Origin of the sequence: Brooklawnia sp. (assembly GCF_032229645.1) — a bacterium.
Classification (GTDB): Bacteria; Actinomycetota; Actinomycetes; order Propionibacteriales; family Propionibacteriaceae; genus Brooklawnia.
In genome coordinates, this window is sequence record NZ_JAVTWX010000123.1 from 1 (window position 1) to 26,053 (window position 26,053).

Annotated in this window: 20 protein-coding genes; 8 read left to right on the forward strand and 12 right to left on the reverse strand. The window is 64.3% G+C overall.

Annotated features, from left to right (window positions below; genetic code table 11):
• A partial coding sequence (locus AAFP05_RS09420; RefSeq protein ID WP_341729605.1) for an FAD-dependent oxidoreductase occupies positions 1–195 on the reverse strand: 195 nt, incomplete at its 3' end.
• A gap of 97 nt (positions 196–292) precedes the next feature.
• On the opposite strand from AAFP05_RS09420, the gene AAFP05_RS09425 reads away from it, so the two are divergent.
• The 3 genes from AAFP05_RS09425 (at position 293) to AAFP05_RS09435 (ending at position 2,732) form a co-directional block, all read left to right on the forward strand.
• Positions 293–1,390 carry a putative zinc-binding metallopeptidase gene (locus tag AAFP05_RS09425; RefSeq protein ID WP_341729606.1) on the forward strand — a complete coding sequence of 366 codons (1,098 nt, stop codon included), beginning with the start codon at positions 293–295 and terminating at the stop codon, positions 1,388–1,390.
• Between the two features lie 77 nt (positions 1,391–1,467).
• The gene (locus AAFP05_RS09430; protein ID WP_341729607.1) at positions 1,468–2,013 is read left to right on the forward strand and encodes an SRPBCC domain-containing protein; all 546 of its coding nucleotides are present in this window, start codon (positions 1,468–1,470) and stop codon (positions 2,011–2,013) included.
• A gap of 11 nt (positions 2,014–2,024) precedes the next feature.
• On the forward strand, positions 2,025–2,732 hold the full coding sequence (locus tag AAFP05_RS09435; RefSeq protein WP_341729608.1) for an SOS response-associated peptidase: 708 nt from the start codon (positions 2,025–2,027) through the stop codon (positions 2,730–2,732).
• Between the two features lie 48 nt (positions 2,733–2,780).
• On the opposite strand, the gene AAFP05_RS09440 is transcribed toward AAFP05_RS09435, so the two are convergent.
• The 9 genes from AAFP05_RS09440 to AAFP05_RS09480 all read right to left on the reverse strand — a co-directional run bounded on the left by AAFP05_RS09440 (position 2,781) and on the right by AAFP05_RS09480 (position 12,006).
• Positions 2,781–3,941 carry a Gfo/Idh/MocA family oxidoreductase gene (locus tag AAFP05_RS09440; RefSeq protein ID WP_341729609.1) on the reverse strand — a complete coding sequence of 387 codons (1,161 nt, stop codon included), beginning with the start codon at positions 3,939–3,941 and terminating at the stop codon, positions 2,781–2,783.
• Between the two features lie 73 nt (positions 3,942–4,014).
• On the reverse strand, positions 4,015–4,386 hold the full coding sequence (locus AAFP05_RS09445; protein ID WP_341729610.1) for a DoxX family protein: 372 nt from the start codon (positions 4,384–4,386) through the stop codon (positions 4,015–4,017).
• Between the two features lie 48 nt (positions 4,387–4,434).
• Positions 4,435–5,130, reverse strand: coding sequence for an ATP-binding cassette domain-containing protein (locus AAFP05_RS09450; RefSeq protein WP_341729611.1), 696 nt, complete (start codon positions 5,128–5,130; stop codon positions 4,435–4,437).
• On the reverse strand, positions 5,117–5,920 hold the full coding sequence (gene urtD / locus AAFP05_RS09455) for an urea ABC transporter ATP-binding protein UrtD (RefSeq protein WP_341729612.1): 804 nt from the start codon (positions 5,918–5,920) through the stop codon (positions 5,117–5,119). The genes AAFP05_RS09450 and urtD overlap by 14 nt, the downstream gene beginning before the upstream one ends.
• Positions 5,917–7,053 (reverse strand): urea ABC transporter permease subunit UrtC, encoded by a 1,137-nt coding sequence (gene urtC / locus AAFP05_RS09460; RefSeq protein WP_341729613.1) that lies wholly within the window; start codon positions 7,051–7,053, stop codon positions 5,917–5,919. The genes urtD and urtC overlap by 4 nt, the downstream gene beginning before the upstream one ends.
• The gene (gene urtB, locus AAFP05_RS09465) at positions 7,050–7,934 is read right to left on the reverse strand and encodes an urea ABC transporter permease subunit UrtB (protein ID WP_341729614.1); all 885 of its coding nucleotides are present in this window, start codon (positions 7,932–7,934) and stop codon (positions 7,050–7,052) included. The genes urtC and urtB overlap by 4 nt, the downstream gene beginning before the upstream one ends.
• A gap of 113 nt (positions 7,935–8,047) precedes the next feature.
• Positions 8,048–9,298 (reverse strand): urea ABC transporter substrate-binding protein, encoded by a 1,251-nt coding sequence (urtA, locus tag AAFP05_RS09470; RefSeq protein ID WP_341729615.1) that lies wholly within the window; start codon positions 9,296–9,298, stop codon positions 8,048–8,050.
• Between the two features lie 279 nt (positions 9,299–9,577).
• The gene (locus AAFP05_RS09475; RefSeq protein ID WP_341729616.1) at positions 9,578–11,158 is read right to left on the reverse strand and encodes a class I adenylate-forming enzyme family protein; all 1,581 of its coding nucleotides are present in this window, start codon (positions 11,156–11,158) and stop codon (positions 9,578–9,580) included.
• The gene (locus AAFP05_RS09480) at positions 11,155–12,006 is read right to left on the reverse strand and encodes a glycosyltransferase family 2 protein (protein ID WP_341729617.1); all 852 of its coding nucleotides are present in this window, start codon (positions 12,004–12,006) and stop codon (positions 11,155–11,157) included. Before AAFP05_RS09480 ends, AAFP05_RS09475 begins: the two co-directional genes overlap by 4 nt.
• Positions 12,007–12,403: 397 nt before the next feature.
• Here AAFP05_RS09480 and AAFP05_RS09485 point away from each other — a divergent pair, with 397 nt between their 5' ends.
• From AAFP05_RS09485 to AAFP05_RS09495, 3 genes are all read left to right on the forward strand, one after another.
• The gene (locus AAFP05_RS09485) at positions 12,404–17,473 is read left to right on the forward strand and encodes a 2-oxoacid:acceptor oxidoreductase family protein (RefSeq protein ID WP_341729618.1); all 5,070 of its coding nucleotides are present in this window, start codon (positions 12,404–12,406) and stop codon (positions 17,471–17,473) included.
• A gap of 10 nt (positions 17,474–17,483) precedes the next feature.
• The gene (locus AAFP05_RS09490) at positions 17,484–20,309 is read left to right on the forward strand and encodes a sulfide/dihydroorotate dehydrogenase-like FAD/NAD-binding protein (RefSeq protein ID WP_341729619.1); all 2,826 of its coding nucleotides are present in this window, start codon (positions 17,484–17,486) and stop codon (positions 20,307–20,309) included.
• A gap of 388 nt (positions 20,310–20,697) precedes the next feature.
• Complete coding sequence (locus AAFP05_RS09495; RefSeq protein WP_341729620.1) at positions 20,698–22,110, forward strand: CotH kinase family protein; 1,413 nt, start codon at positions 20,698–20,700, stop codon at positions 22,108–22,110.
• A gap of 53 nt (positions 22,111–22,163) precedes the next feature.
• Here AAFP05_RS09495 and AAFP05_RS09500 read toward each other — a convergent pair whose 3' ends face one another.
• On the reverse strand, positions 22,164–23,246 hold the full coding sequence (locus tag AAFP05_RS09500) for an alpha/beta fold hydrolase (protein WP_341729621.1): 1,083 nt from the start codon (positions 23,244–23,246) through the stop codon (positions 22,164–22,166).
• A 62-nt stretch (positions 23,247–23,308) separates the two neighbouring features.
• Here AAFP05_RS09500 and AAFP05_RS09505 point away from each other — a divergent pair, with 62 nt between their 5' ends.
• The gene (locus AAFP05_RS09505; protein ID WP_341729622.1) at positions 23,309–23,923 is read left to right on the forward strand and encodes a TetR/AcrR family transcriptional regulator; all 615 of its coding nucleotides are present in this window, start codon (positions 23,309–23,311) and stop codon (positions 23,921–23,923) included.
• Here the strand turns inward: AAFP05_RS09505 and AAFP05_RS09510 are convergent.
• Positions 23,906–24,685 carry an HAD-IIA family hydrolase gene (locus AAFP05_RS09510; protein WP_341729623.1) on the reverse strand — a complete coding sequence of 260 codons (780 nt, stop codon included), beginning with the start codon at positions 24,683–24,685 and terminating at the stop codon, positions 23,906–23,908. The two genes, AAFP05_RS09505 and AAFP05_RS09510, sit on opposite strands and share 18 nt — an antisense overlap.
• A gap of 339 nt (positions 24,686–25,024) precedes the next feature.
• Between AAFP05_RS09510 and AAFP05_RS09515 the strand changes: the two genes are divergently transcribed.
• On the forward strand, positions 25,025–25,957 hold the full coding sequence (locus AAFP05_RS09515; protein ID WP_341729624.1) for a hypothetical protein: 933 nt from the start codon (positions 25,025–25,027) through the stop codon (positions 25,955–25,957).
• Positions 25,958–26,053: the final 96 nt, after the last annotated feature.

A 26,053-nucleotide genomic window follows, 5' to 3' on the forward strand; every position in this document is an offset into this window, starting at 1 on the left:
CGCCGAATGTGGATCGCTGACCACGTAACGTCCACCCGAATGCAGCAGCCCGTGATACCGGCCGGTCGTGCCCTGGCCAAGATCTGCGCGGTCGACCAGGATCGTCGAGTAGCCGCGCATCGCAACATCTCGCACGACCCCCGCCCCGGTTGAACCGCCGCCCACAACAACCACATCACAGTCGTAGGTGCGCATCCCTGCCTCCTTGCTTTTGGGACAGCCCGTCTCGGGAGCTATGCATCATAGGCTAGATCACGACGTTCGAGTTTTCCGCTATGTAGATTGCGTGCTTATGAAACTGCTCATTTGTCCTACCCCGGGTTGCAGCGGGCTGCTCTATCTGGAAGACCTGCGCTGCGACAGTTGCGGTGCCGAGGTTGCCTATCACGCGTTGTCGGGCACGATGGTCGCGATCAACGGCCCGGATCTGCATGTCGCCAACCGCCTGTGGCATCTGTGCATCAACCGCGATCGAGGCTGCAACTGGTTGTCGGACGGCGACAGCTCGACGGGGCAGTGTTTCGGCTGCCGTATCATCCGCACTCGGCCCAACGACGCAGACCTGGAGGCGCTGAATCGGCTGGCAGATGCCTCTCAGTCGGAGCGGCGGCTGCTCGTCCAGCTGAATTCGCTGGGATTGCCGGTCGACCCGTATTTCGAGGACGACGGGGGGCTCGGATTCGACCTGTTGTCGTCGGAGCACCAACAGGTCACGACCGGTCATGAGAACGGCATCGTCACCATCGATCTTGCGGAGACGTCTGACGCCTACCGTGAGCGGCTACGGGTTCAACTCGGTGAGCCCTATCGCACCATGCTGGGCCATTTCCGGCACGAAGTGGGCCACTACTACGAGTGGGTGCTGGTCGAGCAGACGGGTTGGATCACCGAATGCCGCGAACTCTTCGGCGACGAGCGGGCGTCCTACAGCGCGGCAATCGACCGGCACTATTCCAACGGGGCACCCGAAGGCTGGCACGACTCCTTCATCTCGGAGTATGCGACGATGCACCCGTGGGAAGACTTCGCGGAGTGTTTTGCGCACTACCTGCACATCACCGATACGCTCAGCACGGCTGCGTCAGCAGGCATGGAACTTGTGCCAGGTCGTGATGTTCTGCCCGCGCTGCCATTGGCGGTAAGTCCCCGCAGCCGGTACGGCGCCGACGACTTCGACGCGCTGATGGATGACTGGCAGTGGGTATCGGCATTCTTCAATCGCATCAACCGGTCGATGGGGGAGGCCGACCTCTATCCGTTCACGATCAGCCAGCAGGTGGCCGACAAGCTCCGCTTCGTTCACAGGGTGTTGACCCAGCTCCCCAGGACGCGGGTCTCGGAGCCGGACGGGTTCGGCCGCACCGTGCATTCCACGGAGCCGTCCGAGTAGGCGGAACGGCCGACCCAAGCGCGGGCGCGCTGCTCTGCGGTCACCGGATTGCAGGGTCAAAGCGGTAGTCTCATCGGATGGCTTCGGTTTCTGACGATGCGGCCTGGAAGGCGGGCACTGCCATGACGAAGGTAAGCGGAAGACTCGATGGCGCTCGGCGAACTCTCGTGTTGACGCGCCGGATCGGTGCGCGGGCCGACGAACTGTGGCAGGCGTTGGCGCAATCCGATCGTCTGGAGCGATGGTTCGGCAGCTGGCGCGGCGATCCCTCGTCCGGGCAAGTCATGCTCACGATGAACGCCGAGGCAGCGCCGGTGCCGGCCGTTCCCTGCGAGATCCGGGTCTGTGATCCGCCGCAGCGATTGGGTATCAGTGTGACCGACAGCTACGGCCATTGGCAGCTGACGATCGAACTGCGCGAAAGCAACGGGATGACCGACCTCACGCTTCGGCACGAAGACATCGAGTTGCAGGCCGTCCCAGAAGTCGGTCCGGGCTGGGAGTGGTACCTCGACCGGCTGGAAGCCACCGTCACAGGCAGCGCGTTGCCCACCCTCGAGGATTTCGTGGACTGTTACACACCCATGGGGGAGGACTATTCCGCGATGATCGTGGCCGAGTAGTCTGACCTGTCATGTGTGGCCGCTACGTGACTGCCGACACCGCGTCGATCGTCGACCTCTTTCAGGTCGACGACGTCGGTCCGTCCGTGGATCAGACGTTCAACGCGCGCCCGCTCTTTGAAGATCTGGGTGCCGATGAGCCGAGGGTCCCACTCGTCGTGGAATCGGTCCGCGATGGCGAGCGTAGGCGCCGCTGCTGGCCGGGGCGCTGGCCGTTCACACCGAGCTGGTCGAAGACGCTGACGATGAAACGACCGACCTTCAACGCGGTTGCCGAGACGGTGACGCAAAAGCCGATGTGGCGCGATGCGGTGGCCGGCCATCGAGCGATTTTCCCTGCCCTCGGGTACTACGAGACCCTGGGCAGTGGCAAGAGACACCGGCGCTTCTATTTCCATGACGAGGGCGATGTGCTGCTGGCTTTGGCCGGGATTTTCAGCTGGTGGAGAGCCGCCCCGCAATCCGAGTGGATCCTGACAGGCGCGATCCTGACGATCGACGCGCCCGGCGAGGCGGCGGCGATTCACAACCGCGCGCCGCTGGTGCTGCCTGCCGAGCTCTGGGACGACTGGCTCGACCCAGGCATCACGGCAGGTCAGGGTTTCATCGATGCCGCGGCCCAGAAGGCTGCGTCCGCAGTTGAGGAGCTGGCCTTCCACGAAGTGGGCCTGCTCGACGAGAACTCCGTCGAGATGATCGCACCACGGGAACTCACGTAGCGTCTGGAGGGTCCTGGTTCTTGTGGTTTCCTTGCACCCGGCCCACTCTCACTCCCATGGGTAGACGATGCCCACCTGGGCACGGATGGCGTCCAGGATCTCCATGACCTCCACGGTGTCTTGCCAGGTCATGTCCGCCGATTGGGTGGCCTCAGCGGCGAGGCATCGGGCCACCTCGGCGGCCTCGTACTGGAATCCTGCGGGTACGGTCGCGTCCCAGTCGACGGTGCTGCCATCGGCGGGGCCGCTCGCAGGGAAGCTACGCAGCCTCAGCACACCGGGCCGGTAGAACTGGGTGGGCAGTTCCAGCGCACCGTGCTCGAAGACGATCTCGGCCGAGGTGGCGGAGCGGCCATCCAAATTGCAGCGCGCCACCCCGAGCGCCCCGCCGGGGCCCACACCGCCGCGCCCGGTGGCGTCGTTGGCCGGGGACGAGCGCAGCACAGCCGCGATGCCTTGATCGATACGCACCGGTCGCGATGACTTCGAGATCCCGAAATCGCCGTCTATCGGTCGGCCGACGGCGGTTACCGATGCGGGAGCCCCCAGAACATCGTGTAGGAATGACACCGGGTAGATCCCCAGGTCCAGCAACGCGCCGCCACCCAGTTCCGGCTGCACGAGGCGCGCGATATGGCGCAGAGACTGCCCATGGTCGGCCTGTGCGGAAACGACTCGTCCCAGCCCGCCGTTTTTGATGATGCTGCGGATGACGCGGTAATGAGGCAGGTGTCGGCTCCACATCGCCTCCATGACGAACAGTCCGGCCAGTCGTGCGGCGTCCACGACCTCGCGGGCCTGCGCCGCGTTCATGGTGAACGACTTCTCGACCAGAACGGGCTTGCCGGCGTGCAGCGCGAGCAGCGCGTGCTGGGCATGCAGCGGGTGAATTGTCGAGACGTAGACAGCATCCACGTCGGGATCGGCGACCAGTTCCTCGTAGCGACCATAGGCTCGGCCGACACCCAACTCGCGCGAGAATCTCGTGGCCCGGTCGAGATCCCGGGCGGCCACCGCTACGATGCGCGAACGCGTGTGGGCCGGTACATCGTGCGCAAAGGTCTTCGCGATGCCGCCGGCGCCGATGATGCCCCACCGAAGTGCGGGAGCGTCCATCGGGTCGGGCAACGTGACGCCCTCGGCCAATCGGGCCAACTCGCCCGGGAGGGCGGGAAGCAGTGGGTGCGGGCTGTCAGCTGTGATCGCCATGGGTCGATTCTGTCACGGTTGGCACGGCGGCTCCGGTCGCCGGGCCCGCTTTGGAAGCGACCCTGGGAATGACTCAGCCGAGTACGACGATGAAACCGATTACGGCCGAGATGAGCGCAAGGACGCCGAGAAGCAGTGGGGTGGTGAAGTTCTCCTGACGCTGAGCGTGTGTGGCCACCGCGCCGGTCATGACGATGACCAAGCCGCACGAGGCGAGCGGGGTGAGCAGCGGCGCGATGTTCGAGGCCATGGGTAAGACGAGGCCGAGTGCGCCGGCGATCTCGGCGGCGCCAATAACCTTGATCGTGGTGGCGGAATAGCCGTCCGTCCAGCCCATCCCCGGGCTTACGCTGAGTTGTTGCTTGCTGCGCAGCAGCTTCATGGCGCCCGCGCCGGCGAATATCAGGGCCAAAATGACGTTGATACTCCACATCGTGCTCAGCATCGGCCTCTCCTCAAACGGGCCAGCGGTCCGGCCGGCAGGTCCTCGTCGTTACAGGGCCATCGCTTCGCGCGCCTGGACTACCGCGTCCGCGCCACCGGTTCCGGTGCTCACCACTCGTCCGGATGCGAGGACCGTGAATGCGCTGGCCGTCTTCAGAGCGTAGCCGACGTGCTGCTCCACCATCAGCACCGAAATGCCCGAGTCGCTCATCATCGCTGAGATCGCCGCCTGAATCTCGGCCACCACATTTGGCTGAATGCCCTCGGTCGGCTCATCAAGCACCATGAGTCGCGGGCCCGTGATCAGCGCCCGGGCGATTGCCAATTGTTGACGCTGTCCCCCGGACAGCAGGCCTGCCCTGCGTCCGAGCAACTCGCGCAGCGCCGGAAAAAGGTCCAGGGCCTCAGCCATCCGTCTCGCTCCTGCCGTGCCGTGCCGAGCGGCGACCAGCAACAAATTCTCCCGGGCGGTCAACTGCCCGAACGACTGCTGGCCCTGCGGAACGTAGGAGATGCCATTGCGGACCCTCTTGTTGGTGGTCATCTTGGTGATGTCGGTGCCGTCGAAGACGATCGAGCCGCTCCGCACCGGAAGCAGCCCCATGACTGCACGCAGCAGGGTCGTCTTGCCTGCCCCGTTGTTGCCGAGCACCGCCACCAATTGACCGTCCGGAACCTCGAGGCAGACATCGAAGACAACCGACACTCGTCCGTAGCCTGTGGTGACCGAATCAAGCTGAAGCATCAGACTCTCCCAGGTAAACTTCGACGACTTTCGGGTCGGCTTGCACCTGCGCGACCGTGCCTTCTGCGAGCACCTTGCCCTGGTGCAGTACAGTCACCGAATCGGCGAAGCTGCGCAAGAACTCCATGTCGTGTTCCACCACGACGACCGTTCGCTGCTCGCCGATGCGTTTCAGCAGTTCTCCGGTCTGGTCGCGTTCGGCGGCGCTCATACCGGCCACTGGTTCGTCCAGCAGCAGGCAACGAGCATCCTGGACGAGCAGCATGCCGATCTCGAGCCATTGCTTCTGGCCATGCGCGAGAACTCCGGCCGGCGCGGTCGCCAGGCCAGCCAGCCCGATCGTTTCGATCGCGATCTGCACTGCCTCGGGGATGCCTTTGCGGCGGCCAAGCAGTTCGCGCGGTTTGCGATGTAATCCGGCGGCGATGTCGAGATTCTGCAGCACGCTGAGTTCCTCGATCACGCTCGCAGTCTGGAAGGTGCGTCCGATCGAGGCCCGGACGATCTTGTGCGAAGGCAGGCCCAGCAGTTCGACGCCGCCGAAGCTCGCCGATCCCGTCGCCTTGGCCAGCCCCGTGATGGCATCGATCAGGGTGGTCTTGCCCGCCCCGTTGGGTCCGATGAGGAAACGGAGGTCGCCGGAGGTGACGACCAGGTCGACGCCGTCGACTGCGACGAACCCGTCGAAGCTGACGCGCAGATCTTTGACCTGCAGATAGTCGCGCCGGAATTCCCCGGGCGGGGCTGCGATCGCTTGCTCCAGCGCCTTGAAGTCGGGTCTGGGAGTCATGACGAGGCCCTTCCCACCAGTTGAGGTGTATCCGTGGATTCCGGAAGCTCCCGGGTGGGAGCCGGGGTCCTGGTTCTGCGGTACCGGTAGCGGTCGACGAGTCCCTTCACCCACGGGCCCACAGTGGCGACCCCCTGCGGGAGGAACGCAATCACGAGGATGAACAATGCGCCTTGGAAGTAGGTCCAGAATCCCGGATAGGTCTCCGAGAGGTTGGTTTCGATCAACCGCAGCGCAATCGTGCCGAGGACCGGGCCGAGCAGGGTCGTCCGGCCGCCGATCACCACTCCGGCCAGGAAGATGATCGAGGGGGTGACCCCGACGTCCTTGGGCGAGATGATGCCGACGATCGGTACGAACAGGGCACCACCGATGGCCGCGAAGACGGCGGCGATCGTGTAGGTGAGGGTCTTGATCATTGCCGGGTTGTAGCCGAGGAAACGCACTCGGTTCTCCTGGTCGCGGACCGCGATCAGGAGTTCACCGAAGCGTGACCGCATGATCTGCCTGGTGATCAGGACCATGCCGATCAGCACCGCTGCCGCAATGAAATAGAGCAGCCGCTTGTTGGCTGGATCCTTCAGGCTGTATCCGAAGAAGCCCTTGAAGTCGGTGATGCCGTTGAAGCCGCCGGTTGAGGTGCCCTGGTTGACCAGCCAGAGTGAGAAGGCCGCGACCAGTGCCTGTGACAGGATCGCGAAATAGGCGCCGCGGACACGACGAGCGAAGACTGCCCAGCCGAGCAGGAAAGCGACGGCTGCGGGTATCACCAGGATGAGGATCAGCGTGGCGATCGGGCTGCGGAACGGCTCCCACCACGCGGGAAGCTCGCCGTTGCCGTAGAGCGACATGAAGTCCGGTACACCGCCTGGGCCGGCATCCGCGAGCTTGAGATGCATGGCCATCAGGTAGCCGCCGAGCCCGAAGAAGAGGCCCTGGCCCAATGTCAGCATTCCGCCTTGGCCCCAAGCCAGCCCTACTCCGACCGCGACCATCGCGAGACAGATGTATTTGGCGAGCAGGCCTAGCCGGAAGCCGCTCAGCAGCAGCGGAGCGACGACGATCGCGACGATGGCGATCGCCAGCCAGATCCACAGCGACGATTTCTTGAAGAAGGTCAACACGGTTGTCATGCCAGGCTCCTCGTACGGACCGCGACCAAGCCCTGGGGACGGAATTGCAGCAGCAGGACGACCAGCAGCAGGACGATCACCTTCGCGGCAGAGGCGTCCGTCCAGTATTCGAGGAAGGCCTGGGTGATGCCCAGACCGAAGGCAGCGATGACGGCGCCCTTGAGCTGACCGACGCCGCCCGCGACGACGACCAGGAAGGCATCCACGATGTATCCGGTGCCGAAGTCGAAGGAGATGGCGTCCATCAACGTCAGCGCCACGCCCGCGAGCCCGGCGATTCCCGAACCGATGAAGAAGGTGAGAATGTCCACGAAACCGGTGGAGATGCCCGAGGTCTCGGCCAGGTCGCGATTCTCAACGGTGGCCCGTATCTCGCGTCCGAGTGGAGTGAACTGCTGCACCAGGTACAGGCCCACGACACAGACGATGGCAACCAGCAGGATGAACACCCTGGTCGCAGGCACCTCGGCGCCCAAGATCCGCACGGGTCCGCTCAACCAGCCGGGCGTGGACGCGTACACGGGCTGTGCGCCGAAGACGTCACGGGCGAGTTGCTGGAGCACCAGCCCGACTCCGAAGGTGGCGAGCAGCGTGTCGAGCGGCCGCGCCCGCATTCGGGAGATCAAGGTCACTTGCAGGAACGCACCCAGCAGCCCGCCGACGATGAACCCGACCGGCAGTGCCACCAGCAGCGAGATACCCGAATAGGGAATCAGTCCGGCCACGATGTAGGCGGCGTAGGCGCCGGCCATCATGAACTCGCCGTGCGCATTGTTGATCACGCCGAGTTGCCCGAAGGTCAGCGAGAGACCCAGTGATGCCAGCAACAACACAGATCCGAGCGAAATCCCGGCGAGGAGTTGGGAGATGACCACATCCATCGCGATGCCTTTCGATAGTGAGCCGGAGCCTGAGAAGCGGGTGCGGTGCCCTGCTGTGGGCCGAGGCGCCGCACCCGCGGACTCGAGTCAGGTGATCGGGTATCCGCGGTGGATCAGCCCTGCCACCACGAGTAGCTCTTGAGGAAGGGATCCGGTTCGATCGGGCTGCCCGAAGTCCACACGACGTGAAGCAGGCCGTCGGATTCGATCCGGCCGATCAGCGCGGTCTTCGAGATGTGGTGGTTGTCACCATTCACCGTGACCGTGCCCTCGGGGGCGTCGAAAGTGACACCGTCTGCCGCGGCAGTGATGTCTTCGGTGGAGAAACCGCCGGCCTTCTCAGCCATCGCCTTCCACAGATACAGCGAGGTGTAGGCGGCCTCCATTGGATCGGAGGTCACGCGGTCCTGGCCATATTTGGCTTTGAAATCCTCGACGAATTTGGCGTTTTCGGGGCTGTCCAGCGTCTGGAAGTAATTCCATGCGGCGAGCTGTCCCTCGACATTCTCGAGACCGATTCCGCCGACCTCTTCCTCAGCAATGGAAACCGAGGTCACCGGCATCGAGTCGGCGCTCAGACCGGCATTCTTGTATTCCTTGAAGAATGCGACATTGGAGTCGCCGTTCAGTGTATTGAAGACGGCCTGGGCACCCGAGCCCTTGAGCTTGTTGACGATCGTGGAGAAGTCGGTGTGGCCGAGTGGGGCGTACTCCTCGCCGACGATCTCGATCCCGTTGGCCGCGGCGTAGGCATTGATGATCTTGTTCGCGGTCCGCGGGAAGACGTAGTCGGAGCCGACCAGGAAGAGCTTGGAGATACCTTGCGACTTCAGGTAGTCCATGGCCGGAATGATCTGCTGGTTGGTGGTGGCGCCGGTGTAGAAGATATTGGGCGAGGCCTCAAGGCCTTCGTACTGCACCGGGTAGAAGAGGAGCGAGTCCTTCTCTTCAAAGACAGGGAGCATTGCCTTGCGGGAGGCCGATGTCCAGCCTCCGAAGACGGCCGCTACACAGTCCTGAGAGATCAGCTTCTCTGCCTTTTCGGCAAAGATCGTAGGTTCGGACGCACCGTCCTCCTGGATGACTTCGAGTGTCTTACCGTTCACTCCGCCGGCCGCGTTGATTTCGTCGGCGGCCATGTGCAGCGAATCACTGACGGTCTTCTCGGAGATCGCCATGGTGCCGGACAGTGAGTTCACAAAGCCGATCTTGATGGACGAACCCGACGTGTCGACGCAGGTTCCCAACGAATCGCTGGCCCCGGCAGAACTGGCCGCGGTGTTGTCGACCTGCGCTCCACAAGCTGTAAACGCCAACGTACCCGCGGCTATGAATGCCACGGCAGTGAGCTTTCTTGACGCCATCTGTGTTTCCTTTCGATGGGGGTCCTCATTCGACGGACGCAGATTACGGAAGGGCCCGCTGACCGTCGCCCGATGGTGCGGATTGCAGCCCTTTACTCCCGTATCTCGGAGCTACTCTCGCAATGAGAGATGTCAGTGATGTAACTGTCCAGTTACCACTATTCGTCAAGGTCATCCAGGATGGAGATTCGTTGTCCCAGGAGGCTCGACCTCAGAGGCGATCCGACATGGACCGACGGTGGTGATCGCCACCCGCGAATCTGCTCGCCTCGGACTCCGCTACGATCCTCGCGGACCCTTCATATACCGGGCGACTTCGTCACTCAAGGCTTCTCGGTCGAGCTTTCGTCCGCGTCCTGATGTCGGCAACTCGCCGATCGCAAGGACCAGATCGGGCAGCGCCCCGGCATCCATCAATCCCGGCAAACGTTTCGCCACTTCGCCGATCACGGGGTGGTCAGCGCAGAGCCGGGCTGGTGGTTGATGGTCGGGGACGACGACCAGCACGATCCGGTCATCGCCGATGTCGTCGGGCACCCCGCTCAACACGGCGCCGGCGACTCCCGGCAATCCGGCGATCAGCGGTTCGTAGAGCCCGGGGTAGACGTTCTGCTGACCCCGGATGAACATATCTTTCTTGCGTCCGAGCAGCACCAACTCGTCACCGTCGATGCGGGCGAAATCGCCGGTGCGCAACTCGGTGAGCGGAGGGTCGGGCAACTCGGCAAGGTAGCCGCGGGCCAGGCCTGGCCCGCTCAGCACGAGTTCGCCATCGTCGATACGAGCATTCACGCTGGGCATCAGCCGGCCCACCGGGTCGCCGTTTGGTGCCCCGGATAACGCCTGCAACTTGGCCACGCCGTCCGCGACCGCGACCGGCAGGATCTCGGTCATTCCATAGATGGCCCGAATCGACGTGTCCGGGAAGCATGAGTGCAGCCGCTCCAGCAGAGGACGCAGCACCGGGGCGCCGCCCATCGCGATGGTCTCCAGGTGTTCGGGGCGCAGTGCGGGGGAGTCCTCGATCGCGCGCAGGATCGCGTCCATGGCCGCCGGTACCGCGAACAGCACGTTTGTGTGCGGAAGCAACCTCGAGTACTGCCTCGGGCGCGCACCAGGGTTGGCGCCGGCGGGCGGGATCGTCCAGTGTGCGCCCGCGATCAGTGCGGGTACCCCGACCATCAGCTGATCGGTGAGCACCTGCTGGCCGGCACGGATGCCGACACCATCGGCGAAATCGGTCAACCCCGCGCCCAGCGAGCCACGCGAGTGGACGACGCCCTTGGGAGCATCGGTGGTGCCACTGGTGAAGACCACCAGCGCTTCGTCGTCCAGGTCGGGCTGCTGGTCGGTTATACCCGGCCGGATGGGATAGCCGAAGAGCCTCGACAAGGGCAGGCCGCCACGGGGTACGCCGGGCAGCCACGGGCCGGCATAGAGGTGCCGGGCATTCGGGATAAGTTGTCTATAGGGTGCGAGTTCGAGTCCGCGTCTGCGGGCGATCGGACGCAGCGGTCTGCTGGAAGCCAGATAGAGCAGGGATTCTGCGGCGACCCAACCGGGAGCGGCGAGCCTGGTCCGGGATGTGAACAATGCCTCACCCGCACCCGGATCCGCGAAAACCACGACACCGCCGCCGAGCACGATGCCCAGCGCGAGCCGGACCGCGTCCGGTCCCGGGCGCACCGAGAAGAGCACCCGGTCGCCGTGCTGCATACCCTCGGCTCGCAGCCCGGACGCCGTCGCTCGGATGCCCTGCGCCAATTCGCGGTAGCTGATCGTCGTGCGCGCCGACGTCAGCGCCGGTCGATCGGGATGAGCATCGGCGGCAGCGAGTACCGCGGTCACCAGATCTGTCATGAGACGCCGCTTGATCGCGTCTTTCGTCTGGTGGCGACGATCGATCTGCGTGGTATTCGATCGACCAGCGCGGGATCGCGGATATCGACCTCGGGGGGACGATAGGCATGATCCTTGTACCACAGCAGCGTGTTGGTGAGTCCCCATGCCTGCGCCCGGCGGCTGGACGCGTAGACCACCACATCCGAGCGGCGCTGGTAGTCGCTGGTCAGACGACGCACGGCGTTCACCAGGGCGCGGTCCTCATGAAGGTCTTCGATCCGGCTGCGAGGAAACCCGCCGGCCTTCTCGTAGAGCTCGGCGGTGATACCGACATTGCAGCCGGCCGCCATCATGTAGGGGCCCTGGTAGGCCGGATCGCGGTTGCCGGGACGTAGGCGTCCGAACGCCTCGGCCAGGTGTACCGCACCTCGTAGCGCCGTCCGGGTGGGCCACCCCAGCCCCTCGTCGCGGCGCGGGATCAACTCGCCGCCGACCAGTCGCAGTCCGAGGCCGCCGTCGGTCACGGGAGTGAGCGCGCGCCGGATCGACGCCGTCCAATCGAGGCGCGGCAGGCAGTCGGCGTCGGTGCGGGCCAGTAGCCGCGCGCCTTGTGCGATCGCTTCACGCATTCCGCTGTCGGCCGCAGCTCCGGTTCCCTTCTGCGGCTCGTGGACGACCCGCCAGCGGCTCAGGCCATGGCGATGGATGAACGTCTCAACGACCTGCGCCGAGCCATCGGTCGACGCGTTGTCGACGAAAACCGCATCGAAATCGTTGTCGTCCTGACGGGCGAGTGCATCAAGGGTAGGCAGAATCCCGGAGGCCTCGTTAAAGACGGGGACGACCACCGCCAGTCGGCGGGTCATGCTCGCACCGCCAGATCGGCCTCAGCCGGATCTGCCCAAACGTCTGCGAGGTGGCGAGCGGTCTGTGGTCGATAGCCGTCGGGGCCGGCGATCCGAGTGCTGCGCATTGCCAGAGCCTAGCTTGCACGAGGTGCGAACCCCGAGGCCTCAGGGCCCAACGGGAATCCGGCGGTCGCTGCGGCCACCTCGCCCGGTTGACCAGCACGACTCCCGAGAGAGACCGACCCCCGAGATGGCGAACGTATCAGCGGGGCTATCCTGCTTGAACTACGATCACCGCCTCGGCGACAAGGATGCCAACGGGGCTCGGGATGAGTGATCGTGGCCGATGGCGCCAATGGTTGTCGCTGGACAGCAGCCGCCATGGGTGACCGCAGCATGGGCGAGGGAATGAAGAATGACTGACAGCGTGACTCAGGACGTGGCTCTCACTGAACACTCGGAAACGGCAGCGTCCCTGAAGCAGCCGGCCGATGTGCGGCCCGACCAGGCAAGATATCCTGGCACGCCCGTGGTGATCAACGGCAACGGGGCCGTGGCCGATGTCATGAAGCACGTCTGCGGCGGGGTCATCGGGTATCCGATCACACCCTCGACGGAGATCAGCGAGATCTACGAGGCGGCGCGCGCCGAAGGTCAGCTGAACGTCTGGGGCAAGCACCCCTTCTTCTTCGAGCCGGAGGGCGAGCATTCGGCTCAATCAGGAGCTCTCGGAGCGGCGTTGACCGGCGGGGCGTTCGTGTCGAATGCCTCATCCAGCCAGGGCATCTTGTACGCGATGGAGTCCCACTTCGTCACCGTCGGCAAGAAGGTGGGCGGTTTCGTCCTACAGATTGCTGCGCGGGTGGTCAGCAAGCATTCGCTCAATGTGATGGCAGGCCATGACGACGTCTACGCGCTGCTGCCGTCCGGCTACACGGTGTTCTTCGGCTCCAACCCGCAAGAGGCCGCCGACCTGGCCGCGATCAGCTACCGCACCTCGGCGCTGACGCTGATCCCGGTAGCCAACGCCATGGACGGCTTCGCCACCAGTCACATGCTGTCCGAGGCGAGGCTTCCCGAACCAGCCCTGCTGAAGGAGTACCTCGGCGACCCCCAGGGCCGGATCGCCTGCCCGAGCGTGGCCCAAGAGATCATCTACGGTGCTAAGGGACGCGTCTGGCAGCTCAATCGCTGGATCGACCGCAAGGCTGCCGAGTTCGGGCTGCGCGAGCTGGACGAAATACGTGACTGGCTGGCCGCCCGCGCGGACGCCGTCGAGGCGGACAACGACGGCCGGCAGGTCGCCGAGACGCTGCGATTCGTCCCGGACGAATTGGCGGCGCAATGGCGGCGTCAGTGGCTCGGTGCCTGGCAGAAAGGCACCCGACAGCTCATACCGGCATTGGTCGATCCCACCAACCCCGGCCTGACCGGTCCGGTGCAGAACCAGCCGGATTTCCAGGCGGGCATCGCCGATCACCGCACGCATTTCGCTGCGGAGGTGCCCAGGCTGGCCCGCCAGGCCATGGACGAGTACTCCGAGCTGACCGGACGCCGCTATTCGCCGGTGATCAGCTATGACGTCGAGGACGCCGACTACGTCTTCGTCGGGCTCGGCTCGGTTTGCGACGACATTCGCGCTGTGATGCCGTATTTGCGCAGCCGAGGCCTCAAGGTGGGCCTGGTAGCGGTCAAGCTGCTGCAACCCTTCCCGGAAGCCGAGGTCGTCGCGGCGTTACGCGGCAAGAAGGCCGTCACCGTGATGGAGCGCTCCGATCAGATGGCGCTCACCCAGTTCGTCGACCAGGCGATGTTCCGGGGCGCGGCGAACGCGAATCATCCGGGACGGTTCCCGGGTATCGAGCCGGTCGACCAGATCCCGGCCACGACGAGCGCGATTTTCGGTCTCGGCGGCCACGATCTCCAGCCGCGCGACCTGATCGCCGCTGCCGAGAACATGGCGGGCCAGAACGCGTCTCCGCTGGTCTACCTGGGATCGACGTTCTTCAGTGACGACTCCTCGCACTCGTTCAGCGAGTTGGAGGCCAAGCTGGCCGCCGCCTATCCGGAAACCACCCTGATGGCGCTGCCGGTCGGCCAGAACCCCCGGCTGCTCCCTGAATCCGCGTTGCGTATCCGCTTCCATTCGGTGGGTGGCTACGGCACTATTGCCACCGGCAAGCTGATGACCGACATCCTCGCCGGTGCGCTGGGGCTCTACTCGAAGTCTGCGCCGAAGTACGGCTCTGAGAAGTCGGGTGCCCCGACGAACTACTACATCACGCTCAGCCCGGAGCCGGTGCTGGTCACCAACGCCGAACTCGAAGATGTCGAGGTTGTGCTGTCACCCGATCACAAGGTCTTCCAGCACACCGATCCACTGAAGGGCCTAGTGGCCGGGGGCACGCTGATCCTGCAGTCGAATCTCCCTCCTGAGCAGGCCTGGCGCGCGCTGCCGGCCGGCGCCCGCGCGACCATTCGAGCCAAGCAGATCAAGTTCTTCATCATCGACGCCTTTTCGGTCGCGGCGGAACACGCGCCGACCCCTGAACTACAGACCCGCATGATGGGCATCGCATTCATCGGGGCGGTGGTCGGTGGGGTCGACCGGGTTGCGCACGGCACCTCTGTCGATGCGCTGCGTGAGAAGGTCTATCTGCAGATCTCCAAGAAGTTCGGACGCAAAGGCACTTCGATCGTGTCGTCCAACATGGCAGTGATCGAGGACGGGTTGACCGCTGTCATGCCGGTGCCCTATGACGAGAACGCCTACCTGGCCATCGACGCTGAACCGGCGCGGGCCAGTTCGCGGGGATTGGCTCTGTCGTCGGCGATGTCGCCCAGCCCGTGCGCGGCGTCCAATCTCTTCGACGCCGACTACTACGAGCGCATCATGGGCAAACCGTTCCGCGAAGGGACGGTCGGCCGGTCACCGGTCTTCCCGGGTTCCGGGCTATTCGTGCCGAGCGGCACAGCTGCCGGCAAGGACAAAGGCATGTTCCGCCGCACGGTGCCGATCTTCGATGCAACGCTGTGCACCGGCTGTATGGAGTGCACGCTGGCCTGTCCCGATGCTGCGATCCCGAACACCGTGCACGAGATTCACACGCTGGTCGCCGAAGCGGTCGAGATGATCGAGGTGAACGAGCCGCAGCGGGCCGCGATGCGCGATCACATCTACGGCATCGCTTCGCGGGTGCGCGAATATTATCGCGCGGACAAGGACGCCGGCCCGCTCGCCGACCTGGTCGCGAAGGCTGCCGACGAACTGGTTCCGGCGGCCAGCGGTTCCTACCTGCGCCGCAATTTCGGGGCTGTCGTCGAGGTGTTGCGTGGCTTCCCGGTCGCCCGCACGCGTCCGTTCTTCGACGCGATCGAGAAGCAGACGCCCGGCAACGGCGGGCTTTATTCGGTGACCATCGATCCGTGGAAGTGCACTGGTTGCCTCGAATGCGTTGACGTCTGCGGCCCGGGTGCTCTGACCGCCGTCGACCAGACCCCGGACATCGAGGCGCGGCTGGAGAGCGGCTTCGAGTTCTTATCGAAGTCGCCGAACACCCCGGCGCGGTTCACGGCCGATGCGGTGGAGCCCGACGGTGACACCAAGCGGCTCTTCCTCGACCGTTCCAACTATTACGCGGTGACAGGTGGCCACGGCGGCTGCCGTGGCTGCGGTGAGGTCACCAGCACCCGCATGGTGATGGCCACCAGCCACGCGCTGGGCACCAAACGCCAATCCGAGCAGCGGGCGCTGCTCGCCGATCTCATCGACGGGTTGACGGCCAAGCTCGGCGGGATCGAGGCCGACTCGCCGGAGCGCGCCGGGCGCATTCGCACCGCCATCGGAGAACTGAACAAGGGTCTCTATCAGCTCGAGGGCGGCCCCACCGGCAAGGCTCCGGCTACCACCGTGGTGGCGAACTCGACCGGCTGCTCGAGCGTCTACGCGTCCACGATGCCGTACAACGCCTTCACCGACCCGTGGGTGAACAGTCTCTTCCAAGACGCCCAGGCGCTGGCCAAGGGCATCTACGAGGGACTGGCCGCCAAGGCGGCCGACCTTGTCAAGTCGTTGCGGGTGGCGCGCCTCGAACTCGACGACGCCTATGACCCCGCCGTGCACGACAAAGAGCTCGCGACCCTCGGCTGGGCCGAATTCACCGACGAGGAGCTGGCCTATCTGCCGACGGTGCTCACCATCGGCGGTGACGGTGCCAACTACGACATCGGCTTCGGCGCGCTATCGCGCATTCTCGCCTCCAGCACCCCCATCAAGATGATGGTGCTCGACACCGGTGGCTACTCCAATACCGGCGGCCAGGCGTCCACGGCCAGCTTCACCGGTCAGGATGCCGATCTGGCCCGGGTCGGCGCGGCAGCGACCGGCAAGACCGAGGACCGCAAGGAACTCGCCATCTTGGCCGCCTTTCACCCGAACACCTACGTGGCTTCGACCGCGACCGCACTCCAGGGGCATTTCTTGCGGGCGGCCATGGACATGCTGAACTTCAGTGACGGTGCGGCCCTGCTCGACGTCTACACGCCGTGCCAAGGTGAGAACGGGATCGCTGACAATGTGGCCAACCAGCGAGGCAGACTGGCCGTGGAATCGCGGATGGCCCCGCTGTTCGTGCACGATCCCCGCAAGGGCGACTGCCTGCGCGACTGGTTCGACCTCGACGGCAATCCCGATCCCGACAAGCTGTGGACGACCCACACCATCGAATACGTGGACGACAAGGGCGAGCTGCGACTCAAGGAGTTCCCGCTGACGCCCGCACAGTTCGCGCTGGGAGAGGTCCGCTTCAAGAAGCAGTTTGGCAAGCTGCCGATCGATCAGGACGCGATCGCGATGCCCGTCGAGGAGTACATCGACCTTCCGGAAGCCGACCGGGCCACCCACGTGCCGTTCATCTGGTCGACCGATGGCGCCGACCGGCTGGTGAAGATCAAGGTCAGCCGGACCATCGTGGCGATGGTCGAGGGCCGCCGCCGCAATTGGCAGCTGCTGCAGTACCTGGCCGGCGTCGACATCGAGCGGCTGAAGACGCTGCACGCCAACGATCTGGCCGATCTGCAGTCGCGCTACGACGGCGCAATGGCCGCTCGCGAGTCGTCCATGGACGAGATCGCCCGCGCCATGAGCGAACTGGCGGCCTCGACCGCCGCACAGCCGGTGATGGCCTTCGGTAGTGGATTCGGTGGTTTCGGTGCCTCGGCGCCGGTCGCCGCACCGGCGGCGGAGGAGACGGGCCAGCCCGTCGTCCGGCTCGATCCCGAAGACGTGCCGAAATGCACGGACTGCAAGAACTGCTGGCAGGAGTTGCCCGAACTCTTCGAACGCACCAAGGTGATCGTCGACGGCAAGGCACGCGACGCGGCACGGTTGATCCCGGGCGCGCTCGAGAAGGTGCAGCCCACCGATGACCTGCGGCGGCGGATCGCCAAGGTCGTGGCCAATTGCGACGCCGAGATCATCCACTGAGGAGACGGCCATGACCACGACACACGATGATCTGACCCGTTATCTAACGGCATCCCAGGCGCTCGCCGAAACCGCCACCGAGGTGGAGGAACTGGCTCGCTCGGGAGCCGTCGAGAGCTACCGCAGGCAGTTGGATCTGCTCGGGCGCAGGTTGCAGACCAATCCGCGTGCTTTCCGTGAGATGTTCATCTCGGACGGCATGGGCGCGGTCGCAGCCGAGTTCCGGCAGCCGGAACTGTCGCAGGAGTTCACCAAGACGCTGTGGGCCTCGTTGCTGGCCGGCAACGATGCGTCCATGGTGCTGATGCGCTTCGTCTGGAATCTTCCGCTGGGCGCCAAACGCAAATTCATCCGGGCCTTGGATACCTACCTGTCCGACCGCTACCCGGTGTTCAAGGGGCTATCGGTGAACTGGCCGGCCGGTGCATCGATTCCACCCTATATTCGTACGCCCGACGAACGCAGCGCGGATTTCGAGCTGGTGAACCAGGGCTATCTCGGCTATATGAACATCGGCTACACCCAGCGTGAGGTCGATCTGCTGGTCTGGCTGGAAGCGTTGCGCGACAAGCAATGCGCCGACAAGCCCTGCCAGCTGGGTGAGCTGCTCGCCGGACGCAAGGAGCCGCGCGGCGGCTGCCCGGTCCAGGTGGCCATCCCCGACATGATGCAGCTGCTGGGTACCGGACACTTCAGGGAGGCACTCGATCTGATCGAGTCGATCAACCCGCTGCCCAATGTCACCGGACGCGTCTGCCCGCAAGAACTCCAATGCCAGTCGGTCTGCGCGCATTCGGGGCGCCCGATCGAAATCGGCCAGCTGGAATGGTTCCTGCCGCAGCGTGACCGGGTGGTCGATCCCGACGGCAACATTGCACGCTACGCGAATACCCCTGATCCTTGGGAGTTGGCCGTCAAACCACCCGTCGCGATCGTAGGTTCGGGACCGTCAGGCCTGATCAATGCGTTCCTGTTGGCCGCCGATGGGCATCCGGTGACGGTCTTCGAGTCGTTCCACCGTCTCGGCGGCGTGCTGCGCTATGGCATTCCGGAGTTCCGGCTGCCCAACACCCTGATCGACGATGTGGTGGAGAAGATCACTGCGCTCGGCGGACGCTTCGTCACGAACTTCGTCGTCGGCAAGACCGCGACCCTCGCCGAACTGAAGGGCGCCGGCTTCTCGCACATCTTCGTCGGTTCGGGGGCCGGTCTGCCGCGGTTCATGAATGTGCCCGGTGAGCATCTGCTCAATGTGATGAGCGCCAACGAGTTCTTGACCAGGGTGAACCTCATGCAGGGCCATCGGGCCGACTACGAGACGCCGCTGCCCGAATGCCGTGGCAGGAGCGTCATGATCGTCGGCGGCGGCAATACCGCGATGGACGCTGCCCGCACCGCGCGCCGGCTGGGCGGGAAGGTGACCATCGTCTACCGCCGTACTCGTCAGGAGATGCCGGCCCGGGTCGAGGAGCTGGCGCACGCGCTGGAAGAGGGCATCGAACTGGCCCCGCTGCGCTCGCCGAGCGAGTTCTGCGGCGACGACCGGACAGGTTTCGTGAGATCTGCTGTGCTGGACGTGATGGAATTGGCCGAACCGGACGCGTCGGGCCGCCGTCGTCCGGTCGCTACCGGCATCAGCGAAACGGTCGATGTCGATCTGGTGATCATGGCGCTCGGCAACTCTGCGAACCCGATCATCCGGGATTCGGAGCCGTCCTTGACCGTCACCACCGCGGGCGCTCTGGAGCTCACCGAGGGCAGTCAAGCTACCTCGATCGACGGCGTCTACTCCGGTGGCGATGCGGCGCGTGGTGGCTCGACTGCGGTGAAGGCGGCCGGTGATGGCCAGGCCGCCGCTCGCGAGATCAGGGATGCGTCGCTGCTACCCGCCGAGCAGATTCGCGAAATGGTGGTCGGCGCGAAGCGCTTCACCGACATGGCGAGCGCGCCCAACACCATCGTCGAACGGCGGGAGTTGCAGCCCAATATCGTCGAGCTGACGGTTAATGCGCCGGTGATCGCCAAGAACGCGAAGGCGGGGCAATTCGTCCGGGTGCTCGCCGAGCCACAGGGGGAACTCGTACCGCTGACGCTGGCCGATTGGGACGCTGAGGCCGGCACCATCGTGCTGGTTGTGCAGGGTATGGGCAGCACCTCGAAGATGATCAATGCGATGCAGGTGGGCGACCGGCTCGAAGGCATCGCAGGTCCGCTCGGCCAGCCCAGCGAGCTGCACCAGATCCCCGCCGATCAGACGGTCGTGTTCACCGCGGGCGGTGTCGGACTGCCGCCGGTCTACCCGATCGCCCGGGAGAACCTGCGGCTCGGCAATCACGTGACGTTGATCGCCGGCTTCCGCAGCGCCGACCTACTGTTTTGGGTGGGGGAGGGCGAGCGGGTCGACGAACTGCAGGCCACCTTCGGAGACCAGTTGGACGTCATCTATACCAGCAACGACGGGTCGTTCGGCATCGAGGGCTTCGTCACTGTCCCTCTCAAGGATCTGCTGGACGCCAACCAGCGCGGCGAGGGACGCCAGATCGCCGAGGTGACCACCATCGGTCCGCCGATGATGATGCGCTCGGTTTCCGATCTGACCAAGCCCTACGAGGTCAAGACCGTCGCTTCGCTGAACTCGATCATGGTGGACGCGACCGGAATGTGCGGTGCCTGCATGGTGCCCGTGGAGGTGGGGGGCAGACTGGTACGCAAGCATGCCTGCATTGATGGCCCCGAACTCGACTCGCATTCGATCGACTGGGACAAGTTCTTGCCCAGGTTCGGTTTGTTCAAGGCTCAGGAGCAGCAGAGCAAGGTCAAGCACGGCTGGGTCTGATACTCGAGAACGCCGCTTCGCTTGATGACGGCGCATCACCTCAGTGGTGCTCGTACGGTCATGGTTGCCGACGCGATCCGGGCCCAACGAAGGTCGAGCGGAGAACAAGCTTGCTTGTTCTCCCGAGATCGAGGAAGGGCCGAGGCGCGAACGCGCCGATCAAAATGGGATCGCTTCCCGGCAACCAGCACCTCCCGAGCACGAGTTCCCGTCGAGCCGGGTCAGCTATTTGTGGTCAAGACAGACCTAAGTCGATTCGGTTAGCGGCTGGCCACCTGACGGTTTTCTGAGCAGTCCGCCTGTGTTCACGCGACTCGCTACATCCCTACTCAGCTCGCACATAGTCGTCCGACAGATCCCGCATAGACAGCTGGGTGACGCTCGTGCAATGGCTATTCGACGTGGACCGATCAATGCGCTGGTGCTCGGGCTGGCGGCACTTGTGGGGCTGGTGGGCTGCTCATCGTCCGGCGGCGTTTCGGCAAGTTCTTCGCAAATGGCCGCGACAGCCTTGACGGCGGGCACCGTCTTCGACTCGTCGCAGGTGCATCAGATCGGCGTCGAGGTCAATCAGGACGATGTGACGGCGATGCTGGCGGACTATCTATCCACCGGAGACAAGGAATGGCTGACGGCGACCGTGGCCATCGATGGCACCGAGTTCGACAACGTCGGAATCAAACTCAAGGGCAACTCGTCGCTCAAGGGCATCAGCGCCGATGCTGCACCCCAAGATCTGCCCTGGCGGATCAAGCTCGACAAGTACACCGACGGTGCCAACCTCGATGGATTCACCGATTTCACGGTCCGCGCGAATTCAACCGCGACTTCGCTCAACGAGGCCGTTGCGCTCGATCTGCTCCGCTCGTCGGGACTGGCGAGCGAGGACGCAGTGGAGTCGAGCTTCTCGGTCAACGGCAGCGACTCGCAGCTCAGGCTCGTGGTGCAGAACCTCGACGAGCAGTGGGTCACCGAGAATTTCCCGGACGCAGGCAGTGACTCGGTGCTGTACAAGGCCGAGGCGGACGGCAACTGGAATTGGCTGGGTGCCGATGGCGATTATTCCGGTTCCTTTGACATCGAGGCGGGTCCCGACGATTACGCGCCGCTGATACGGCTGCTCAACCTGGTGAACAATGGGACATCCGATGAGCTGGCCGCGCAACTACCCGATCTGCTCGATCTCAACTCATTTGCGACCTATCTGGCTTTCGAGGAGCTCATCAATAACTCCGATGACATCGACGGACCTGGCAATAATTCATATCTGTTCTGGGATTCGTCCACTCAGAAATTCAGGATCGTCGCGTGGGATCATAATCTGGCATTCGGTCAGACCCCCAATGGTGGCCGTGGTGACGGTGGCCGGCCTGGTGGAAATATGCCGAGCGGTATGCCATCGGATATGCAGGGTGGAAATGTGCCCAGCGGCATGCCCACGGATATGCCGAGCGGTGCCCAGGGCGGTGGCCAAGGTGGTGGGCCGCAGGGCGGCGCGGCTCCGTCAGGAATGCCCACCGACATGCCGAGCGGGGCACAACCGTCAGGTGGTGGCCAAGGTGGTGGGATGCCGGGCGGCGGAATGGGCGGCAACAATCCGCTGGTCACCGCATTCGAGGCGAACAGCGACTGGGCCGCGCTCAAAGATCAGGCGGCAAGCGATCTGCAGTCCGGCCTCATCGATTCGGGCACGCTGACCAGCAGTCTCGACACGTGGGTGTCCGTGGTCACCAGTTCGGGTCTAGTGGATGAGTCGACGATCACCAGTGAGGCCGATGCGATCCGCGCGTATGCGTCATGATTCGTCTGCTACACCGGCATGACCGGACGATCAACCCAAAGCATCGGGTCCGCTCAGGAGTGCGTCCGCCAGAACTCGAGGAGCGCGGGATCAAGCGTCGCGCGCTCTTGCATCGGCAGCGAGTGGGTGGCGTCCGGCCAGAGGGTGACCGTGGCCTGCGGACGAAGGTCGCTGATTCGGTCGACCGCGTCCTGAGCCCCGGCCAACGACTTCGTGCCGGCGATATCGACCCGCATCGGCATATCCAGACTCGCCCATTCTTCATCGGTCAGCTGCTTCGGTAGTGGCAACTCCGCGGCATAGCCGTCGGACGCCGCATTGATCATCACCGAGATCGGAGTTCGCTCGCGCACTTCGGCCACCGTCGTACCACCGATCTCGGCCAGTGCGCGATCCTTCATCGATCGCGGCACAGGCAACAGCGTGATGGTGGCCCAGAAGAGCGCGGATACGGGTAGCGGCTCAATCACCAGGACCGGCTCCAGCAGGGTCAGCGTGGCGACCTTGTCCCGATGATGCACAGCGAAGACCGCCGCGCTCGCACCGCCGAAGCTGTGGCCAACGATGTGCGCCCGGTCGATGCCCAGACCGTCGAGTGCCTGGGCGATCCATTCGGCCTGCGAATCGAAGGAGGTCAGCGGCACACTTTGGGTCGAGAACCCGGCATCGCCGAGCGGATCCATCGCGTAGATGGTTCGCTTACCGATCCAGTCCGGCAGATTCTCGATCCACATCGGTGCGCCCGAGCTTCGTCCGGGAATCAGGACCACGGGCGCGCCATGCTCGATGCCTTCCCATTCCAATACGCGGACCGACCCGAAGCCTGTTTGTACGTCGAGAATCCGAGTGGGATCAGGCAACGCTGCCATGGCCTGGTCATAGGCGGCGGCATATGCGGCTTTCGCCTCGACGCTCTTCCATCGCCCGACCTGTGGCGCGGGGTCCACTATCGTCAGCACCTTGTCGACGACGAGCCCGCCGACGATCAGTATTGCGACGATCTTGAGCACCGTGCTTGCTTTGTGGCGGCTGGCAGGTAGCCGCTTGCGGTGGCTCGTCCGAACGGCGGAGTCGGTGCTCAGTGTGGCGGAGTTCATGTCGGACGCGTGCGCTGTGCTCTCGGTAGCAGGTCTCATGCCTCGCCTCCAATACGGCTGTATTGCCATTTACAATACTTCTGTATTGCTACGCTGGCAAGATGACCGACCTGGACTCGACTCGGCGACATGATCAGAGAGCCACGGAGATTCTGTTGGCCGTGTGGCGGGTGATCATCGAACACGGAATCAGCGGCGTCACGATACGTGGGGTCGCGGCCAAGGCTGGCGTGTCGGTGGGACGCGTGCAGCACTACTTCACGACCAAGGACGAACTGATACGGGCGAGCGCCTCCCTGATGATCAGCGCAGCCGAGTCCGCCCATCACGAGGCCACCTCGTCAGCAGCGCCGAGCGACGAACTCTGGGATCTGCTGACCCACCCGATCCCGCTCGCCTCTGCATCGCCGGCGGGCACAGCGGTCTTCTATTCGTTCGTCGCCGATAGCGTCCGCGACCCGCAGATCGCCGCCACGCTGGCGTCCGCGAAGTCCGGCGCCGCCGAACGCGCAGCAGCGCTGCTGGTCCAACTCGACCCCGATCTGACGGACGCGGATGCCGCGGGCTTGGAACTCATCGCGGTGAGCGACGGCGCCACCTTGGGCACACTCATCGGAAGCCTGACCGCCGACCAGGCCCGGGATGTCATACGCTCGGCCATCGGCCGGGTGATCGACGAATACGCGACGAGTGCAGGCTCACATCATGGCGCGTAGTTCGGCGACCGACTCGACCACCAGGCTCGGACGATAGGGGAAACGCTCCAAGTCCTTGCGTCCGGTGATTCCGGTCAGCACGAGAACGGTGAACAAGCCCGCCTCGATGCCGGCGATGATGTCGGTGTCCATCCGGTCGCCGATCATCGCGGTGGTCTCACTGTGTGCCTCAATGCGGTTCATCGCACTGCGGAACATCATCGGATTGGGTTTACCGACGATGTAGGGGCGGCGGTTCGTCGCTGCGGTGATCAGCGCGGCAACCGAGCCGGTGGCCGGCAGCACACCTGACTCGCTGGGACCGATCGTGTCGGGATTGGTGGCGATGAAGCGCGCGCCGCCGATGATGTGGTTGATGGCCAGCGTGATCGCCTCGAATGAGTAGTTGCGGGTCTCGCCGATCACCACGTAGTCGGGATCGTCCTCGACCATCACGAAGCCGGCGTCGTGCAGGGCTATCGCCAGACCCGCCTCACCAACGACGTAGATGCGCGCACCGGGCTGCTGGCTCGCCAGAAAGTCGGCGGTGGCCAGCGCGGAGGTCCACAGATTCTCTTCCGGGACGATCAATCCGGCCTTGTCGAGCCGCGCCGACAGATCGCGGGCCGTGAAGCTCGAGTCATTGGTGAGCACCAAGAAACGGCGGGAGGTATCGACCCAGCACGTGAGCAGGTCGGCCGCCCCGGGAATGGGTACATCACCCTGCACAAGTACGCCGTCCTTGTCGGTCAGCCAGCATTCGATGTCACGCGGAGTCCTCATGGGTACAAACTACGGCCCGGCTGCCCGGCTTGCAGCATCCCGATCAGACGCGGCACGATACAAAAACGCGATCTGTGTGCACGATTCCGCTGCGCTGGTAATCAAATTTCAGCGATCCCGCCCGTTTGGGCAGCAAATATGCGTGACGCAACGGCACGAAACACGCGGGTGCGCAGTGGCCAATAGTGCCCCGTGCACGTCGCCGCTAACGTTTGTTTCGGAATTCTACGTCCTATGGTGTCGGTCTCGGTCGCGAGGCCTCCGGGCATCGCGAGATAGGGCTTGCGCACCGAATCGCGGTGTTATTCCGCTTCGTCTGTCGTGTTATGAGGAGCCGTCTTGACCACCGATATTCTCATGTATTTGGCAGCTTTCGGAGGTGGCTTTCTTGGCGCCGCCTTCGGGGCGCTTTTTGCTTTCTCCTTCGTAGGCATCACCCTCTTGGTCGGTATTGCCGTCGCAATTGCCACAGGTGACGCCTCGTGGATCAATCTGATCTCGTTCGGGCCTTTCTTCGGACCCCACATCTCGTTCGCCGGCGGCGTGGGCGCCGCCGCATACGCCCACCGCAAGGGCTACCTCACCGGACTGCGCGACATTGCCACGCCGCTGGTCAGCCTGGCCAAGCCCGATGTGCTGGTGGTCGGAGGCCTGTTCGGTGTTGGCGGGCTGGTCGTGCACGACATCGTCAGCATCATCCCTTGGCTGGGTACGCACACCGACCTGCCCGGCATCACCGTGATCATCAGCGGCATCGCTGCGCGCCTGATCTTCGGCAAGACCGGCATCGTAGGACCGAACAGCGAAGGGCTCACCGGCAAGGCGAAGTTCGCCCCCAACGACACCGACTGCTGGGTTCGCTACCAAGAACGCTGGGGCCAGGCTGCCGTTCTCGGTCTGGGAACCGGATTGTTGTCAGCTTGGGCGACCATCGCGTTGAGCGAGGCGTTCCCGGAGGCCGCGGGCAGTGTCGTGCTCTTCGGCTTCGGTGTTTCGGCGGCCTCGCTGATGTTCTTAACGCTGGGGGCTGGCATCCCGGTGACTCACCACATGACATTGATCGCTGCACTCGGCGCGTCCAGCTTCTTGACTATCACCGGTAGCCCCGTCGCGGCCATCGTCATCGGCACCTGCTTCGGTGGCATCTCCGCGTTGGTGGGCGAGGGCTTCTCCAGGCTCTGGCAGATCCGTGGTGACACCCACATCGATCCGCCTGCCAGCGCGATCTGGCCGATGACCTGCGTGGTTCTCGGACTGGCGAGCCTGTTCTGAACTCCGGATACGATGCTGATCCGATTCTGCCATTCAGGTGCACGATTCGGACGAGGGCTATGGCTGTGGGGCAGCATCGCAGGAAGCCAGCATAGA

What these genes read in the sequence shown, in the direction of transcription:
- AAFP05_RS09425 (WP_341729606.1), top strand. Translation starts at nt 293, where the DNA reads ATGAAACTGCTCATTTGTCCTACCCCGGGTTGCAGCGGGCTGCTCTAT.
- AAFP05_RS09430 (WP_341729607.1), top strand. Translation starts at nt 1,468, where the DNA reads ATGGCTTCGGTTTCTGACGATGCGGCCTGGAAGGCGGGCACTGCCATG.
- AAFP05_RS09435 (WP_341729608.1), top strand. Translation starts at nt 2,025, where the DNA reads ATGTGTGGCCGCTACGTGACTGCCGACACCGCGTCGATCGTCGACCTC.
- AAFP05_RS09440 (WP_341729609.1), bottom strand. Translation starts at nt 3,941, where the DNA reads ATGGCGATCACAGCTGACAGCCCGCACCCACTGCTTCCCGCCCTCCCG.
- AAFP05_RS09445 (WP_341729610.1), bottom strand. Translation starts at nt 4,386, where the DNA reads ATGCTGAGCACGATGTGGAGTATCAACGTCATTTTGGCCCTGATATTC.
- AAFP05_RS09450 (WP_341729611.1), bottom strand. Translation starts at nt 5,130, where the DNA reads ATGCTTCAGCTTGATTCGGTCACCACAGGCTACGGACGAGTGTCGGTT.
- urtD (WP_341729612.1), bottom strand. Translation starts at nt 5,920, where the DNA reads ATGACTCCCAGACCCGACTTCAAGGCGCTGGAGCAAGCGATCGCAGCC.
- urtC (WP_341729613.1), bottom strand. Translation starts at nt 7,053, where the DNA reads ATGACAACCGTGTTGACCTTCTTCAAGAAATCGTCGCTGTGGATCTGG.
- urtB (WP_341729614.1), bottom strand. Translation starts at nt 7,934, where the DNA reads ATGGATGTGGTCATCTCCCAACTCCTCGCCGGGATTTCGCTCGGATCT.
- urtA (WP_341729615.1), bottom strand. Translation starts at nt 9,298, where the DNA reads ATGGCGTCAAGAAAGCTCACTGCCGTGGCATTCATAGCCGCGGGTACG.
- AAFP05_RS09475 (WP_341729616.1), bottom strand. Translation starts at nt 11,158, where the DNA reads ATGACAGATCTGGTGACCGCGGTACTCGCTGCCGCCGATGCTCATCCC.
- AAFP05_RS09480 (WP_341729617.1), bottom strand. Translation starts at nt 12,006, where the DNA reads ATGACCCGCCGACTGGCGGTGGTCGTCCCCGTCTTTAACGAGGCCTCC.
- AAFP05_RS09485 (WP_341729618.1), top strand. Translation starts at nt 12,404, where the DNA reads ATGACTGACAGCGTGACTCAGGACGTGGCTCTCACTGAACACTCGGAA.
- AAFP05_RS09490 (WP_341729619.1), top strand. Translation starts at nt 17,484, where the DNA reads ATGACCACGACACACGATGATCTGACCCGTTATCTAACGGCATCCCAG.
- AAFP05_RS09495 (WP_341729620.1), top strand. Translation starts at nt 20,698, where the DNA reads ATGGCTATTCGACGTGGACCGATCAATGCGCTGGTGCTCGGGCTGGCG.
- AAFP05_RS09500 (WP_341729621.1), bottom strand. Translation starts at nt 23,246, where the DNA reads ATGAGACCTGCTACCGAGAGCACAGCGCACGCGTCCGACATGAACTCC.
- AAFP05_RS09505 (WP_341729622.1), top strand. Translation starts at nt 23,309, where the DNA reads ATGACCGACCTGGACTCGACTCGGCGACATGATCAGAGAGCCACGGAG.
- AAFP05_RS09510 (WP_341729623.1), bottom strand. Translation starts at nt 24,685, where the DNA reads ATGAGGACTCCGCGTGACATCGAATGCTGGCTGACCGACAAGGACGGC.